This window comes from Campylobacter sp. RM5063 (assembly GCF_024723655.1).
GTDB classification, from domain to species: Bacteria; Campylobacterota; Campylobacteria; order Campylobacterales; family Campylobacteraceae; genus Campylobacter_D; species Campylobacter_D lari_D.
The window spans coordinates 62,195-79,455 of record NZ_JANQDA010000004.1; the positions used below are offsets into that span (position 1 = coordinate 62,195).

Consider the following 17,261-nt stretch of genomic DNA (forward strand, 5'->3'; position numbering starts at 1 on the left):
GATAAATTCAAATGAAAACTCAAATGTCTTATGCAAAAGAAGGAATTTTCACAAAACAAATGCAAATTGTTGCGCAAAAAGAGCAAGTAAGTGAAGATTTTTTGCTTGAAAATATAGCATGTGGAAAAATTATCATTCCTGCAAATATTAATCATAAAGCATTAGATCCAAATGGTATTGGCTATGGACTTAAAACGAAAGTAAATGTAAATTTAGGCGTTTCAAATGATTGTGTAGATTATAGTGAAGAGATGAAAAAGGTAGAATTGGCTCACAAATTTAATATAGAAGCTATTATGGATCTTAGTAATTATGGTAAAACCAGTCGTTTTAGAGATGAGCTAATTGCTACTTCAAAAGCTATGATAGGTACTGTGCCTGTTTATGATGCGGTAGGTTTTTTGGAAAAAGATTTAAAAGATATTAAAGCAAAAGATTTTTTAGATGTAGTATATCATCATGCTAAAAGTGGAGTGGATTTTATGACAATTCACGCAGGGATAAATTCTCGTGCTGCTAGGGTTTTTAAAGAGTGTGATAGGATTACTAATATAGTTTCAAGAGGAGGTTCAGTTCTTTATGCTTGGATGCAAATGAATGATGCTGAAAATCCATTCTATGAATATTATGATGATTTGCTTGCTATATGTAAGGAATTTGATGTGACACTTTCTTTGGGTGATGCACTAAGGCCCGGTTGTACTCATGATGCAAGTGATGGAGCTCAAATTGCTGAACTTATAGAACTTTCATTGCTAACCAAAAGAGCATGGGCTCAAGATGTGCAAGTGATGATAGAAGGACCTGGTCATATGGCTATTAACGAAATAGAAGCTAATATGCAACTTGAAAAAAGAATTTGCAATGGAGCTCCATTTTATGTTTTAGGACCATTAGTTACTGATATAGGTGCAGGATATGATCATATAAGTGGAGCAATTGGTGGAGCAGTTGCAGCAGCAGCTGGTGCTGATATACTTTGTTATGTAACTCCTGCTGAACATTTAAGACTTCCAAATTTAGAAGATGTAAGAGATGGTATAGTAGCAACTAAAATAGCAGCTCATGCAGGAGATATAGCCAAGCTTCCCAAAGAAAGAAAAATAGATGATGAAATGAGTAAAGCAAGACAAGATATTGATTGGGAAAAAATGTTTAAATTAGCAATTGATGGAGAAAAGGCTAAGAAAATGTTTAATGAAAGAAAACCTGAAGAGCTTAATTCTTGTTCAATGTGTGGAAAAATGTGTGCTATGAACACTATGAATAAAATTTTAAAAGGTGAGGATGTAAGTTTGATAAAAGAATAAACCCTCAATTGCGAGGGTTTATTTTGATTAATCTATTACTTTATAATTATAAGGTTTTAGATTTTTATCATCTTCAAGAAGTTTTGCTGGTGGATTACCATTTACTTCTTGGTGTTTATAGTAGCGATCACCTGCTTTATTGCCATTTAGATCTACTTTATAGCGAATTTCACCTGGATTTAATTTTTGAATATCTTCAAAACCTAAATTTGAAGTTTTGAAATCTTTAATGCCATTTTTGGCTGCAATTTCTGCTAGCTTAGTTTGTCCTTGTCTTGACATATCAACTGATTGTAAAAGCATTCTTGAAGCTTCTCTAGGATTGTGGAAACCTGTTGAGTTTTCAGCACCTACAAAGTCTGCTCTAATTTGAGATTTTCTATGTAGTTCTAATACTTCTTTTAATTCAGTCGAAATTTTAGCATCATCTGCTTTGCCATCAGTTTGAAATTTAGGCATTTTTCCAAGTTCTGCACGAATAGTTTCTATATCTTTAATCAAGCTTACTAAAGAATATTCAGCTGTTCTTAAATCATGAGCTACTGAATTTTGAATATCTTTTACTTGTTTAGCTAAATAGCTTTCGCTTTGAGTGTGACAAGTTTTACAAGCTGAGTTAATATCAACTAAAGGTGAAGTAATATTGTGGTTAGTAACTTTTTTTGCACCTTTTCTAATATAAGGCATATGACAATCTGCACAACTTACACCATTTGCAGCATGCACTCCACCACTATAAAGTTCGCTTTCTGGGTGTTGAATTTTAATCATTGGTGCTTTTGTGATTTTATGAACCCAATCACTTGGAAAATTTTCTCTATTTTTTTCATAATAATCATCAATCATTTCTATTCTAAATGGCTCGCCTTTTTTCCACTCACTCCATGGAAATGCTAGCTCTATACCATCAACTTCGATTTCAACTGGCTTGTTACCATCTCTCCAAGAATCAAACTCATCATAAGTTTTTTGAGTGCCATTCCACCATTTTTTAGAACTATCATTAGCAATACTTTCGCCTATAGTTTTCACTTTAGTGCCTGTTGGTTTGAAGTAGTATTCAACATGACATTGAGAGCATACTAAAGTTCTCATTTCGCTTCTTGAAGCTTTAATGCCTTGTTTTTCGTCTGCTTCATAACCTCTTGAAATTAATGCTTTAATTAAAGCTGGTCTTGTAAGTCTTAAACTCATATCTGTTGGGTTATGGCAATCTGCGCATGTTACACCCATTCTTTTTCCACCATGAGGTCCGCTGTGTTCAGGTGAGTTTTCTTTAGCTCCATTTACAGCTGGGATAGTTTTAACCATAGTCCAATATTTTGCAGAGTTAAATGCTACCCAATCGCCTTTTGCAGTGTTGTTTAAAAGCCATGGAGTCCATCCGCTATGGCAGTTCATACAAGCTGTTGGTTGACCGCCAAATCCTGTAAAACCATGTGCATTTAAGAAATCTTTATTATTTCTAGCTGTATCCATTTGATCTACTTGAACCCAAAAGTGTCCTCTTTCTTCATTTGCATCAATGCTAAATGGATAACCTGCCCAAAGAACAGTTAGTTGTGGATAGCGAATAAGCTTTGAATAAGCTAAATTTCCACCAAATTCTGTTGCATTAGGTGTTTGTTTTTCTACTGCTGTGTGCATGTCTAAATAATCAGGAAAGTTCTTTCCCCAGTAATCAAAAGTAGGATTTTCATCACCAAGTTTTACAATTTCTTGTGAAATGATCCCGCCTACTGAATCATTTGTTTTAGCTGTAATGTCCTGATTAAGCCATAATACACCTGCAATAGCTACTATAGTAGCACTTATAGCACTATATAAAATGCCTTTGTTATTCATTAAATACTCCTTTCATTTAAAATCCTCTCTTATGACCAACACCTTGGTGGCAAGATACACAACTTAAAGCATTATCTTTATGTGGATCTAGGGTAGGGTTGATAGTGTTACTCGCAATTTCTTTGTGACATTCTATACAGTTATTTTGGACTATTTCTTTACTTTTTGCATTTGCACTCAAATGTGTAGGTAAAGAATCTAGTTTGAAAGTAAATGCATAAGCATGTCCTAAGCCACTTTGAGCTTTAGCAATCCATTTTTCAAAAAAGCTATGTGGCAAATGGCAATCATTACAGGTTGCTCTTGGTTTACCATCAACTTCTTTAGAGTGCGAAGCTTTTAAATAATCATTATAAACCTCGTTCATAATATGGCAATTATTACAGCTTTCACTAGCATCGCTAAAATAAGAAGTGCCCTTAGCATTATGGAAAGTATACATTCCAACTCCTGCTAAAATTACAAGTAAGAAGAGGAAAACAGCAAAAAGTTTTGAGTTTGCTTTTTTCAAAGTCTCTCCTTTGAATGAAGTTTAAGTTACAAGAACTTGTGTATAATTATATAACACCATAAAGGCAAAAAAGTAAATATATATTTATTAATCATTTATTATTTTTTTAATAAGATAAAAAAAGTATTATTTTTTTATATAATTATATTTACTATTATACAAATAAAATAAATTTTAATGAAAGAAATACTAAAATATAAATATCTAGAAATAAAGGTAGGTATATCATGCAAATTCAACCATCAATGTATATTAACAGAGAACTTTCTTGGCTTGCGTTTAATTCTCGTGTTTTAGATCAATGCTCTAAAGATCTTCCTTTACTTGAAAAACTTAAATTTATTGCTATATACTGTACAAATTTAGATGAGTTTTATATGATAAGAGTGGCTGGATTAAAACAACTTTTTGTGGCAGGAATAAGCACAACAAGCAATGATGAAATGACTCCTCTTGCGCAACTTAAAGCTATTAGAAATTATCTACATGAAGAAAAATATGTAGTAGAGCAGTATTTTACTAAAATTACCCAAGATTTAGAAAAAGAAAATTTGTTTATTCGCTCATACGAAGAACTTGATGAGGATTTAAAACAGCAATGTAATGAGCATTTTTTTTCTAATATTTTTCCTGTGATAGTGCCTATTGCAGTTGATGCAACTCATCCTTTTCCGCATTTAAATAACCTTTCATTTTCTTTAGCGGTAAAACTTTGTGATCCTATGCACCCTGAACTTTTAAAATTTGGCATGATACGCATACCTAGGGTTTTACCAAGATTTTATCAAGTAAGTTCTAATATTTATGTGCCTATAGAAAGTATAGTACGCTATCATACTGAGCATATTTTTCCTGGCTACAAGCTCTTATCTTCTGCTGCTTTTAGAGTAACTAGAAATGCAGATATGGAAATAGAAGAAGAAGAAGCCGATGATTTTATGTTGATTTTAGAGCAGGGTTTAAAACTTCGTAGAAAAGGTGCTTTTATACGCTTGCAAATAGAAAAAGGCGCAGATGAGCAGTTGATTGAATTTTTAAGTTCTCATATGAATATTTTTCATAAAGATATTTATGAGTATAATATACTTTTAAATTTAGCTTCATTATGGCAAATCATTTCCAACAAAGAATTTACACATTTGCTAAATCCTATGTATACACCAAAAATTTTACCACCTTTTGGGGATAATGTATCTATATTTAGTGCAATAGATAAACAAGATATTTTGGCTATACAGCCTTATGAGAGTTTTGAGCCTGTATATCAATTTATCAAAGAGGCAAGTAAAGATCCTAAGGTTGTTTCTATAAGAATGACTCTTTATAGAGTAGAAAAAAATTCAAACATAGTTCAAGCTTTAATTGATGCAGCAAGCGATGGCAAACAAGTTACTGTAATGGTAGAATTAAAAGCGCGTTTTGATGAGGAAAATAACTTGCATTGGGCAAAATCATTAGAAAATGCAGGGGCTCATGTGGTATATGGAATCACTGGTTTTAAAGTGCATGCAAAAGTAGCTCAAGTGATTAGAAAAGAAGGGGATAAATTAAAAATTTATAATCATTTAAGTACGGGTAATTACAATGCAAGTTCAGCTAAAATTTATACTGATGTGAGTTATTTTACTTCAAAAGAAGAATATTCTCAAGATACTACAACTTTTTTTCACATACTTTCAGGATATAGTAAAAGTCGTCGTTTAAAGACTTTGTCGATGAGTCCAAAGCAAATCAAAGAAAGAATTTTAGATATGATAGCTACTGAAGCAAGCTATGGAAAAGATGGAGTAATCATAGCCAAAATGAATGCTTTGGTAGATGGTGATGTGATTAAAGCTTTATATGAGGCTTCAAATAAAGGTGTTAAAATAGATCTTATTGTGCGTGGAATTTGTTGTTTAAGACCTGGAGTAAAAGGATATAGTGAAAATATAAGAGTTAGAAGTATAGTGGGAAAATATTTAGAGCATGCTAGAATTTTATATTTTAAACATACAACACCAAATTATTTTATTTCAAGCGCTGATTGGATGCCAAGGAATTTAGAAAGAAGACTAGAATTAATGACTCCTATTTTTGATGAGCATTCTCGTGCAAAATTGGCTCAAATTTTAAAACTACAATTAAGCGACAATGATTTAGCTTATGAGTTAGACAACGAGGGAAGATATCGTAAGGTTATTTTAAATGAGACAGAAAAAATCAACAATTCTCAACAAACTTTAGAAGAGTATATTAGTAGAATTTTTAATACCTTGAAAAAAGATACTGATCACAGCAGGGCGACGCACTTAGCAACGAAGCTTTTTAGAGATAGCTAATCCTTGCTTTTTTAGCAAGGATTATTTCCAACCTTCTATGTAGTTTTTAAGTTTTCTACCAACTTTTGGGTGTTTAAGTTTTTTTATAGCTGAGCTTTCTATTTGTCTTACTCTTTCTCTTGTGACATTTAATTCTTTACCGATTTCTTCTAAAGTTCTATCACTTTCATCATCCATTAAGCCAAAACGCATTCTAATAACAGCCTTTTCTCTATCATTAAGCTGATCTAAAACTTCATCAATTTGTTCTTTTAAATCATCTTTTAAGATGTGATCCATAGGTGAAATTGAGGTTCTATCTTCTACAAAATCTCCAAATTTACCATCATCTTCGTTGCTAATAGGTGCTTCTAGGGAAATTGGTTCTTTAGTAATTTTAATAACTTGTTTTACTTTATCTATACTAAGTCCTACTTCTTTTGCAATAATACTTACATCCGGTTCTTTACCTTCTTTTTGCAAATACTCGCGAATGATTTTATTGATTTGATTGATAGTTTCTATCATATGAATAGGAATTCTTATAGTTCTTGCTTGATCAGCAATTGCTCTTGAAATAGCTTGTCTAATCCACCAAGTTGCATAGGTTGAAAACTTATAACCGCGTTTGTATTCAAATTTATCTACCGCTTTCATTAAGCCTATGTTGCCTTCTTGGATTAAATCTAAAAATGGTAATCCGCGGTTAGTATATCTTTTGGCAATGCTTACAACTAAGCGTAAATTTGATTTTGCCATTCTAGTTTTAGCCTCATCAGATATTTTTTTACCGCGTTTGATTTGCTCTAGAATTTCTTTTAACTGATCTTTTTCTAAATCAAAAGAATTTTGACTAGCTTCTTTAGTTTGAATGAGTTTTTTAATCTCCATATAAGTGCTTACCATGGTAGTTTCTAAAGCACGCTCGGCTATTTCTTCTTTGCTAAGTTTGGTAATATCTTTTAAAATATCTTGGTGTCTTTGTTTTAATTCTTCTGAAAACATTGGTAAGCGATACTCTAAGCGTTTTAATTCTTTATCAAATTCCTCATCACTTTTTAATGCTGTTTCCATAGATTTTACTATTTCAGAAATAAGTTTTGATGTTGGACCTAGATCCATTAGTTTTTCTTTTAGTATATTTTTCTTAAAAGCAATTATGAGTTTATCTAATAGTTCATCATCATTTTTTTCTGCATTAATAGTAGATATAGTTTTTAACCATTCTTTTTTTGCTTTTTCTAATGCTTTAAAGCTTTCTATGACTTTTAAAGTTCTTTCATCTTCTTTTTTATTTGTTTTTTTAGGTTTTTTTTCATTAGAATTTTCATTTTCCTCATTTTCGTTTTCTTCTTCAGAATCTATTTCTTCATCGCTTTTATCATCATCGCTTTTATCATCATCCTCAAAGCTTTTAAAAAGCTCTTTCACTCTTCTTTCTCTATTAATTAAAGGTTCTTTATAATCAAGTATAAAATCAATCAAATAGGGCACAGAACAAAAAGCATCGATGATAATGTCTTCGCCTAGCTCAATTTTTTTAGAAATTTCAATTTCTTCATCTTTGTTTAAAAGAGCAATTTGTCCCATTTCTCTTAAATACATTCTTACAGGAGAGTCTGATCTGCTCCACTCAAGTAAATCATTTTCATTGGCTAAATCAAATTCATTTTCCAAACTTGTATCTTGTAATTTTTGTTTTTCCTCTTGTAGCTTTTTTGCTTCTTCTAAATTTCTTTTTTTGGCAATTTCAGCTGAAGAGATTAATTCTACTTTATATTTATCCATTAGATCACGGATTTTTTTTGCACTTGTTGCGTTTGGAAGCTTTGCAAAATACTTGACAAGTTTTTCATATGTGATATAATCTTTAAAATTTTCTTTGAAAAGTTCTTCTAAAACATTAGTTTCATTAGCCATGGATACCCCTTGTATTTAAGTAATGAGTGTAAAACTAAATATTATGCCTAAAAATTAATTAAAAACAAATAAAAATATTTTGGAACGACTTTTGCTTTGTTAGTGAAAAATTAAGATTTTAGTTAGGAAAAATAATGCAAAATGGGTATTATCAAGCCACCGGTGCTATGGTTACGCAATTTAATCGCTTAGATGTTGTAACTAACAATCTAGCAAATGTAAATACAAGTGGCTATAAAAGAGATAATGTTGTTATTGCAGATTTTAAAAGGATTTTTAAAGAAACTCAAGATGAGTTACCTATACAAAATCACACAAGAGATGCTGCAAGATTTGTTAATACAACTATAGATAGAGTTCCGCAGGTTAATCATGTCTATACAAATTTTAGTGTAGGTTCTATGAAAATGACGCATAATCCTTTGGATTTAGCTCTTACTCGCGAAGATACTTTTTACTTGATTAAAACAAATAATGGTGAAATAAGATTAAGCCAAGATGGAAATTTCCAACTTGATGATGAAGGTTATTTGGTAAATCGTCAAGGATACAGAGTTTTAAGCAGTGATTATTTTAATAATCCCGAAAATGATGGCATACGCATAGGAGATTCCACTTCTTTTATTAATGTGGATAAAAATGGAATCATCAGTGCAGCTAATCAAAATATTGCAAGATTATTTGTAGCACAAGTTGATGATTTAAGAGATTTACAAAAAGATGGCGATAATATGTATAAAATTGATAATTTAAATAAGATTAGAGATTTACCAAATTCAAATGCCATTAAGCAAGGTTTTACTCAAGGATCAAATGTTAATCCAGTTACAGAAATGGTAGGGTTAATTGAGGCAAATAGAATGGTTGAGATGTATCAAAAAGTGATGACATCTCATATGGATGATTTAAATCAAGAAGCTATTAATAAATTAGCAAGTACTAAATAAAACTAAGGATAGATAAAATGTTAAGATCATTATACACAGCAGCATCAGGGATGGTATCGCAACAAACACAAATTGATGTGACTTCAAATAATATTTCAAATGTTAATACAGTAGGTTATAAAAAATCGCGTGCAGAATTTGCAGATTTGATGTATCAAACGATGAAATACGCAGGAACTTCAACCTCAAGTACCACAAAACATCCAAGTGGTATTGAAGTAGGGCTTGGAGCAAGAGTAACAGCTGTAAGTAAAATTTTTAGTGAAGGTAGTTTAAAACAAACATCAACTTCAGGTCTTGATATGGCAATTGCTGGTAATAATGGCTTTTTTCAAATTCAAATGCCTGATGGAACTATAGCTTATACTAGAAATGGTCAATTTACTAAAGATGCTGAAGGAAACATAGTAAATTCAGATGGTTATAGACTTTTACCGGAAATGACTATACCTGAAGATGCTATTGCTATAAATGTAGCAAGTGATGGAACAGTTTCAGTAATGCAGCCAGGAAATACAGCTGAAACTCAAATAGGACAAATTGAACTTGTAAATTTTATCAATCCTGCAGGTTTACATGCTTTAGGGGATAATCTTTTAGTAGAAACTGATGCAAGTGGGGCACCTATTGCAGGTATAGCGGGCGAGAACGGTTTTTCTGTTATCAAACACGGCTTTGTGGAGCTTAGTAATGTTCAACTTGTAGAGGAAATGACTGATCTTATTACAGGACAAAGAGCTTACGAAGCAGGCTCAAAAGCAATCACTACAAGTGATGATATGCTTGGAATTGTAAATCAATTAAAACGCTAGAATTAACTAGCGTTTATAATATGTAAAAATATTTAAAAATATACTAAAAAACTCCTATTTATAAATACTTATAAAATATTCTTTTTTATAATTTAAATTTTATCATTAATGTAGTAATATTTTTTAGATGTATTAAAATACATTGAATAAACAATAACGAGGGATATAATGAACAGAAGAGACTTCATTAAAAACACCGCTATTGCTAGTGCTTGTGGTGTTGCAGGTCTTAGTGTTCCAAGTAGTGTACTTGCTAATACTGAGAATAAATGGCGTTGGGATAAGGCTGTTTGTAGATTTTGTGGTACAGGCTGTGGAATTTTAGTTGCAAGTTTAGATGGTAAAATTGTTGCTGTAAAAGGAGATCCAGCAGCTCCTGTAAATCGTGGATTAAATTGTATTAAAGGTTATTTTAATGCAAAAATTATGTATGGAGAAGATCGCTTAGTAACACCTTTACTTCGCGTAAATGCAAAAGGTGAGTTTGATAAAAATGGAAAATTTCAACAAGTTTCTTGGCAAAGAGCCTTTGATGAAATGGAAAAACAATTTAAAAAAGCTTACAAAGAAAAAGGTGTTGAAGGAATTGGAATTTTTGCAAGTGGTCAATACACTATACAAGAAGGATATGCTGCTGCAAAATTAGTAAAAGCTGGTTTTAGATCAAACAATATAGACCCAAATGCACGCCATTGTATGGCTAGTGCGGTTGTTGGTTTTATGCAAACTTTTGGAGTTGATGAGCCTTCTGGTTGTTATGATGATATAGAGCTTACTGATACTATTATTACTTGGGGTGCAAATATGGCAGAAATGCATCCGATTTTATGGTCAAGGGTAAGTGATAGAAAATTAAGTAATTTAGATAAAGTCAAAATTGTAAATTTATCTACTTTTTCTAATAGAACTTCTCATATAGCAGATACTGAAATCATCTTCAAGCCAAATACTGATTTAGCTATTTGGAATTATATCGCTAGAGAGATTGTTTATAATCATCCTGAAGCTATGGATAAAGAATTTATTGAAAAACATTGTATCTTCACAACAGGCTATGCTGATATTGGTTATGGAATGAGAAATAATCCAAACCATCCTAAATTTAAAGCAAGTGAAAAAGATACCGTAGCAAAACAAAATGCTATTGTTGTAGATGAAGAAGAAGCAGTATCTTTGGCTTATTTAGGGGTAAAAGCAGGCGATAAATTTGAAATGAAACACCAAAGTGCTCCTGATGCGCATTGGGAAATTTCATTTGAAGATTTCAAAAAAGCTTTAGAGCCTTATACGCTTGATTATGTTGCTAAAGTTGCTAAGGGCAATGAAGATGAAAGTATAGAAGAATTTAAGAAAAAACTTCAAGAATTAGCAAATTTATATATAGAAAAAAATAGAAAAGTTGTAAGTTTTTGGACTATGGGCTTTAATCAACACACAAGAGGTACTTGGGTGAATGAACAAGCTTATATGGTGCATTTCTTACTTGGTAAACAAGCTAAGCCAGGTAGCGGTGCGTTTTCATTGACAGGGCAACCAAGTGCTTGTGGAACTGCAAGAGAAGTAGGGACTTTTTCACATCGTTTACCTGCTGATATGGTCGTTGCAAATCCTAAACACAGAGAAATTAGCGAAAAAATTTGGAAAGTTCCGGCAAAAACAATCAATCCTAAACCAGGTGCTCCATACTTAAAAATCATGAGAGATTTAGAAGATGGAAATATCAAATTTGCTTGGGTACAAGTAAATAATCCTTGGCAAAACACTGCTAATGCAAATCACTGGATAGCAGCGGCTAGAGAAATGGATAATTTTATCGTTGTGAGTGATTGCTACCCAGGAATTAGTGCTAAGGTGGCAGATTTAATTTTACCAAGTGCTATGATTTATGAAAAATGGGGTGCTTATGGTAATGCTGAAAGAAGAACTCAACACTGGAAACAGCAAGTGCTGCCTGTAGGTGAGGCTATGAGTGATACTTGGCAAATTATGGAATTTGCAAAACGCTTTAAATTAAAAGAAGTTTGGGGTGAAACTAAGGTAAATGATAAACTTACTCTGCCAAGTGTTTTAGAAGAAGCTAAAGCTATGGGTTATAGTGAAGATGACACTTTATATGATGTATTATTTGCAAACAAAGAAGCAAAATCTTTCAAAGCAAACGATTCTATTGCGAAAGGATTTGATAATAGTGATGTTAATGGCGATGAAAGAAGAATTATAGGTAGTGATGGTAAAGAATTTACCGGCTATGGCTTTTTCGTTCAAAAATACCTTTGGGAAGAATACCGTAAATTTGGTTTAGGACACGGCCATGATTTAGCGGATTTTGATACTTATCATAAAGTAAGAGGTTTAAGATGGCCTGTAGTAAATGGTAAAGAAACACAATGGAGATTTAATACTAAATTTGATTATTATGCTAAAAAAGCAGCTCCAAATTCAGATTTTGCATTTTATGGTGAATTCGCTAAAGAACTACCAAAAGGAGATTTACTGGCTCCGCAGACTAAAGAAAAATATAGCTTGAAAAACAAAGTGAAAATTTTCTTTAGACCATTTATGAAAGCTCCTGAAAGACCGAGTGAAGAGTATCCATTTTGGTTATGTACTGGTAGGGTTTTAGAGCATTGGCATAGTGGAACTATGACTATGAGAGTTCCTGAGCTTTTCCGTGCAGTACCTGAAGCACTTTGTTATATGAATGAAGATGATGCTAAGGTAATGAAAATTAATCAAGGCGATATCGTATGGGTACAATCACGCCGTGGTAAAGTAAAAGCTAGAGTAGATTTTCGTGGTAGAAATAAACCATCTAAAGGGCTTGTGTATGTGCCTTGGTTTGATGAAAATGTATATATAAATAAAGTTACATTAGATGCAACTTGTCCATTGTCTAATCAAACAGATTTCAAAAAATGTGCCGTAAAAATTACTAAAGCATAAAAATGAAAAATAGAAGAGAATTTTTAGCCTTTACTTTTAAGCTTTTATGTATAGGAAGCGGAAGTGCATTTTTAGCAAGTTTAGCATTTAGCTCAAATCAGGAGTATTTTTTAAGACCTCCTGGGGCAGATGATGAAAAAGAATTTTTATCAAAATGTATACGATGTGGACTTTGTGTAAAAGCTTGTCCTTATGATGTTTTAAAACTAGCAAATTTAGAAAATAGTGCTAAAAATGGCACACCTTTTTTTATAGCAAGAGAAAATCCTTGTAGATTGTGCGAGGATATACCTTGTATAAGAGATTGCCCTACAAATGCGCTAGATCATAAATATTTAGAGCAAAATGATGGAATTTATAAAACAAAAATGGGTATAGCTATAATTGATAGTGCAAGTTGTGTTGCTTATTGGGGAATTCAATGTGATGCTTGTTATAGAGCCTGTCCATTGATAGATAAGGCATTAAAGCTTGAAATAAAACGCAATGAAAGAACTGCAAAGCACGCATTTTTATTACCTGTAGTAGATCATGAAGTATGCGTGGGATGTGGGATTTGTGAGAAAGCCTGTATAACGCAAAAAGCTGCTATTAGAGTTTTACCTAGAGAATTTGTCTTGGGAAAAGCTGGGGATAATTACATCAAAGGTTGGGATGAAAAAGATGAAAAACGCTTGCAAGATGTAAACACAGATAAAAATTTCAATAAAAACAAGGCTAAAGATTATCTTAATGATGGAGAATTGTTATGAAATATCTTATTTTAAGAAGAATAGTGCAATTGTCTATCTTAACTTTTTTTTCTTTTGGTGTATTTAATTTTATATTAAAAGGAAATTTAAGCTCTTCAGTTTTATTTTCTTCGGTGCCGCTAAGTGATCCTTTTGCGTTTATTCAACTTGCTTTAGCAAGTTTGCAAGTAGATTTAATGGCTTTAAGTGGTGCTTTGATAGTATTTTTATTTTATGCTATTTTTGCTGGAAGAGCGTTTTGTGCTTGGGTTTGTCCTGTAAATATCATTACTGATTTTGCTTATTTTATTAGAAGTAAATTAGGTTTTAATCAAGCAAGGATTTTTAATGTAAATAAAAATTTGCGTTATTATGTTTTGGCTTTTGTTTTGATTTTTTCTTTTCTTTTTTCCTTTCCTGTTTTTGAGGAATTTTCTTATATAGGAATAATCCAAAGAGGAATTATTTTCGGCGGTATTTCTTGGCTTTTTGTAGCTTTGATTGTTTTTTGTATAGATACATTTTTTAGTCCAAGATTTACTTGCTCGCATTTTTGTCCTTTAGGAGCTTTTTGGGCTTTAAGTTCGCATTTTTCATTACTAAAAGTAAGATATAACTTACAAAAATGTACTAAGTGTTATAAATGCCTTGGGATATGTCCTGAAAAGCAAGTGCTTTGGATGATAGGTAAAGAAAATCAAGATGTAAAATCAGGTGAGTGTATAAGATGTGGAAAATGTATTGATGTTTGCGGTGATGATGCTTTAGGTTTTAGTATAATAAATTTAAGGAGAGAAAATGAAAAATAAAATCTTTTTATCCTTAGCAGCAGCTGTTTTAATAAGTGCTTGCGGACTTGCTGTTAAAAGTGTTGATTCAAAAGATATAGGTTTAAGAAAAACAAGTTTAGAAAGTGAAAATGTAGAGTTATTGGATGCAAAGTATTCTCAAGCAATGGCTGGAGAATCTGTTTTAATTGAGAGATCATTTGAAAATGCTCCGCCATTAATTCCACATACTTTAGAGGATATGCTTCCAATTACTAAGGATAATAATATTTGTTTAAGCTGTCATGATAAAGCCATAGCTAAAGATGTTGGAGCCACTCCGCTTCCAAGTAGCCATTATTTTGACTTAAGAAAAAACAAATCTACTAAAGATATGATAAGTGATGCAAGGTTTAATTGTACACAATGCCATGTACCACAAAGCGATGCAAAACCTTTAGTAGGAAATAGTTTTGAAGCTAAATTTAAAAATGAGGAACTAAAGAAAAAATCTAATCTTTTAGATGTTTTAAATGAAGGCGTAAAATAAAACTATGAAAAAAATATTTTTAATCTTACTAATGAGTGTATATGTATTTAGTTATGAGCTTAAACTTGATTCAAATTTAAATGCCTTAAAACTTGTTGATAGTAGTTTGCTTATAGGACTTGATAATGGAGAATTAAATCAGTACTTTATTAAAGACAAAAAAATGCAAAAAATCACTCAACTTGATAAGATTAAAAATTTTTACGAAGAAAATCTTAGCCCTAGAATTTATAGTATTGATTACTTAAATGGGGCTATTTTGATTTTAAGTGAAGGTGATTTTGGTAGTAAAAGGCTTAGTATTTATAAAAATAAACAACTTTACAACTATAAGCTTTTAAGTGATGGAGTAAAAAAAGCTTTGTTTTTAGATGATGATACTATTTTATTAGCCTTGCTAGGTTCTAATATAGAGCTTTTTGATTTAAAAACAAAAAATATTATAAAAAATTTTACTTTCTCTAACTCAAGTTTAAGTGATGTGGTTTTAAATGAGGCAAAAACTCAATTAGTAGCAGGTTTTGAAAGTGGTGAAATAGTACTTTTTGATGTGAAAAAGTGGCAAAAAATAAAAAGTTATAAAAATCTTCATAAAGATAATATTTATCAACTTGATTTTAAAAATGCAATTATTACAAGTTGTAGCACTGATAGAAAATTAGGCATAGTGCGAAATGATCAAGAAAAAAGCATAGAAAGAGACTTTTTAATATATGCTTGTAGTCTAAATAAAAGTGGTTCTATAGCGGTTTTTGGAGATAATGAAAAAAATATTATAGAGCTTATAGATACTAAAAATTTAAAAACAATAAAAAAATTCCAAAATAAAGATTTTTTGCTAGAATATCTTATATTTTTAAACGAGCATGAATTTATTAGTGCTGGTTATGAAGATAAAATTATATTTTGGAGTATAGATGAATCTTTCTAGTGTATTGATTTTAACTAAAGAGGAAAAATTAGAAAAACTTAAAGAACAAATTCAACAAACACCATGTTGTAGTGTGGAATTAGCTCAAGAAGAAAAAATTATAGTGGTAATAGAAAGTGAAAATTTAGATGATGAGTTAAAAGCATATAAACAATTAGAACAGCTTGATGGGGTGATAAGTATTAATATGGTATTTTCGTATCAGGATTTGGATGAAGAAAGAGAAAAAATTTTAAAAGCAAATTTTGAGGCAAATACTTTTGATGAAAATTTAAAAAAAGATAATTTAGAATACTATGGTAATGTTTTTAGAAAGTATTGATTATGATTTTTTTAATTCCTTTAATTGTGATTATTTCTTCTATTTTTATCATTGATCACTTTTATTTTTCCAAAGAGAATGAAGTTGTAAAAGAAAAAAAACAAGTAGTGCAAAAAAACACCGATTCTGATAAACAAAGATATCTTGAAAATATATTAAATCAAAAATAATCATGTACACACAAATTTCATATAAAAAATTCTTTTGGATTAATATTTTAGTTGTGATTACTCTTGCTTTAAATTTAAGAGCACCTATAACTTCCATAGGTCCTATGATAGAACATATTCAAGAATATTACAATATTAATTCTACTTTAGCAGGTATGCTAACAACCTTACCTTTAATAGCTTTTGGTCTTATATCGTTTTTTGTAGCGTATTTTTCACAAATTAAAGCTTTGTTTTTTGCCTTAATTTTGATTGTCTTTGGAGAAGTTATTAGAAGTTATGGAGGAACTATAGGTTTATTTTCTGGGGTTTTTTTGATAGGAGCAGGCATTGCAATAGCTAATGTTTTATTACCTTCTTTTGTAAAAGAAAAATTTTCTAAAAATACTTATAAGATAATGGGTTTATATGGATCAATTATAGGCTTATCTTCAATTGCTGGCGTGGCCTTATCGCTTCCTTTGCTTAAATTTTTTGATGTACCTCAAGCTATGTTTTTTTGGGCTATATTGGCTTTAATTGCTTTGATTTTTTATTTTCCACATTTGAAAAATAAAAGATTATTACGCCCTAAAAAGAAAAATATTAATAAAGTGAATATCTTTTTAAACTTAACAGCCTGGAAAGTTACTATTGTAATGGGATTACAAAGTTTTTTATCTTATAGTCTTTTTGCATGGCTTAGTGTGATGATTAGTGAAAAGGGCTTTGGAATTGACTTTGGTTCTAATGTTTTATTATTATCTCAAATCATAGGAATGCCTGTGGCATTTTTACTACCTATCATTTTAGGAAAGCTTAGATCTCGTGCTAAAAGTTTTGCTATAGTGATGTTAGGGTTTTTGTATTTTTTAAGTTTTATGATGATTTTTCTTTTTAAAGTAAAAGCGATTTTGTTTTTAGCGGCTATTTTTTTAGGTTTTGCTTCTAGTGGAGTTTTTACAATTTCGCTATTATTTATTGCTATCAAAAGCTCAAATTCTATCATAGCGGCTAAACTTTCTGCTATGTCACAAGGTATAGGGTATTTAATAGCTGCTCAATCACCTTGGATTATAGGTATGCTTCATGATAATTTTAGAAATTTCACTTCAGGCTTTATTATGCTTATTATAGTAGCTATAATACTTAACATTTTTGTATTTTTGGCATATAAGGCTCCTGTGATTAAGTGAAAATTAAAAATAAATTAAAGCCTTTTT

The 17,261-nt window shown here is 31.0% G+C and carries 15 protein-coding genes; 12 read left to right on the top strand and 3 right to left on the bottom strand.

Features of this window, described 5'->3' with window-relative positions; all coding sequences use genetic code 11:
- Positions 1-11 precede the first annotated feature (11 nt).
- Positions 12-1,310 carry a phosphomethylpyrimidine synthase ThiC gene (thiC, locus tag CAMP5063_RS02460; RefSeq protein WP_258107586.1) on the top strand — a complete coding sequence of 433 codons (1,299 nt, stop codon included), beginning with the start codon at positions 12-14 and terminating at the stop codon, positions 1,308-1,310.
- A gap of 27 nt (positions 1,311-1,337) precedes the next feature.
- Here thiC and CAMP5063_RS02465 read toward each other — a convergent pair whose 3' ends face one another.
- Together CAMP5063_RS02465 and nrfH are read right to left on the bottom strand one after the other, a co-directional pair.
- On the bottom strand, positions 1,338-3,155 hold the full coding sequence (locus tag CAMP5063_RS02465) for an ammonia-forming cytochrome c nitrite reductase subunit c552 (RefSeq protein ID WP_337194756.1): 1,818 nt from the start codon (positions 3,153-3,155) through the stop codon (positions 1,338-1,340).
- 16 nt (positions 3,156-3,171) lie between these two features.
- A complete protein-coding gene (gene nrfH, locus CAMP5063_RS02470) occupies positions 3,172-3,666 on the bottom strand; it encodes a cytochrome c nitrite reductase small subunit (RefSeq protein WP_039618639.1) in 495 nt (164 codons plus the stop codon).
- Between the two features lie 227 nt (positions 3,667-3,893).
- Between nrfH and CAMP5063_RS02475 the strand changes: the two genes are divergently transcribed.
- Positions 3,894-5,987 (top strand): RNA degradosome polyphosphate kinase, encoded by a 2,094-nt coding sequence (locus CAMP5063_RS02475; protein ID WP_263664387.1) that lies wholly within the window; start codon positions 3,894-3,896, stop codon positions 5,985-5,987.
- A 21-nt stretch (positions 5,988-6,008) separates the two neighbouring features.
- Here the strand turns inward: CAMP5063_RS02475 and rpoD are convergent, their stop codons facing one another.
- A complete protein-coding gene (gene rpoD / locus CAMP5063_RS02480; RefSeq protein ID WP_263709167.1) occupies positions 6,009-7,886 on the bottom strand; it encodes an RNA polymerase sigma factor RpoD in 1,878 nt (625 codons plus the stop codon).
- A 134-nt stretch (positions 7,887-8,020) separates the two neighbouring features.
- Here rpoD and CAMP5063_RS02485 point away from each other — a divergent pair, with 134 nt between their 5' ends.
- From CAMP5063_RS02485 to CAMP5063_RS02530, 10 genes are all read left to right on the top strand, one after another.
- Positions 8,021-8,833, top strand: a complete 813-nt coding sequence (locus tag CAMP5063_RS02485) for a flagellar hook-basal body protein (protein WP_133318728.1) — start codon at positions 8,021-8,023, stop codon at positions 8,831-8,833.
- A 17-nt stretch (positions 8,834-8,850) separates the two neighbouring features.
- A complete protein-coding gene (gene flgG / locus CAMP5063_RS02490) occupies positions 8,851-9,645 on the top strand; it encodes a flagellar basal-body rod protein FlgG (protein ID WP_133318729.1) in 795 nt (264 codons plus the stop codon).
- A gap of 168 nt (positions 9,646-9,813) precedes the next feature.
- Positions 9,814-12,588: a periplasmic nitrate reductase subunit alpha gene (gene napA, locus CAMP5063_RS02495; RefSeq protein ID WP_337194757.1), complete on the top strand. Its 2,775-nt coding sequence runs from the start codon at positions 9,814-9,816 to the stop codon at positions 12,586-12,588.
- Positions 12,589-12,590: 2 nt separating this feature from the next.
- The gene (gene napG, locus CAMP5063_RS02500; protein WP_133318731.1) at positions 12,591-13,340 is read left to right on the top strand and encodes a ferredoxin-type protein NapG; all 750 of its coding nucleotides are present in this window, start codon (positions 12,591-12,593) and stop codon (positions 13,338-13,340) included.
- On the top strand, positions 13,337-14,128 hold the full coding sequence (gene napH, locus CAMP5063_RS02505) for a quinol dehydrogenase ferredoxin subunit NapH (RefSeq protein WP_263660997.1): 792 nt from the start codon (positions 13,337-13,339) through the stop codon (positions 14,126-14,128). The genes napG and napH overlap by 4 nt, the downstream gene beginning before the upstream one ends.
- Positions 14,118-14,636, top strand: coding sequence for a nitrate reductase cytochrome c-type subunit (locus CAMP5063_RS02510; RefSeq protein ID WP_133318733.1), 519 nt, complete (start codon positions 14,118-14,120; stop codon positions 14,634-14,636). The genes napH and CAMP5063_RS02510 overlap by 11 nt, the downstream gene beginning before the upstream one ends.
- Positions 14,637-14,640: 4 nt before the next feature.
- Positions 14,641-15,567 (top strand): WD40 repeat domain-containing protein, encoded by a 927-nt coding sequence (locus CAMP5063_RS02515; protein WP_263659052.1) that lies wholly within the window; start codon positions 14,641-14,643, stop codon positions 15,565-15,567.
- Entirely contained in the window at positions 15,554-15,889 is a 336-nt protein-coding gene (locus CAMP5063_RS02520) for a chaperone NapD (RefSeq protein WP_133318735.1), read from the top strand. The genes CAMP5063_RS02515 and CAMP5063_RS02520 overlap by 14 nt, the downstream gene beginning before the upstream one ends.
- A 2-nt stretch (positions 15,890-15,891) precedes the next feature.
- On the top strand, positions 15,892-16,059 hold the full coding sequence (locus tag CAMP5063_RS02525; protein ID WP_087699327.1) for a hypothetical protein: 168 nt from the start codon (positions 15,892-15,894) through the stop codon (positions 16,057-16,059).
- A gap of 2 nt (positions 16,060-16,061) precedes the next feature.
- Positions 16,062-17,234, top strand: coding sequence for an MFS transporter (locus CAMP5063_RS02530; protein ID WP_263661822.1), 1,173 nt, complete (start codon positions 16,062-16,064; stop codon positions 17,232-17,234).
- Positions 17,235-17,261 lie beyond the last annotated feature (27 nt).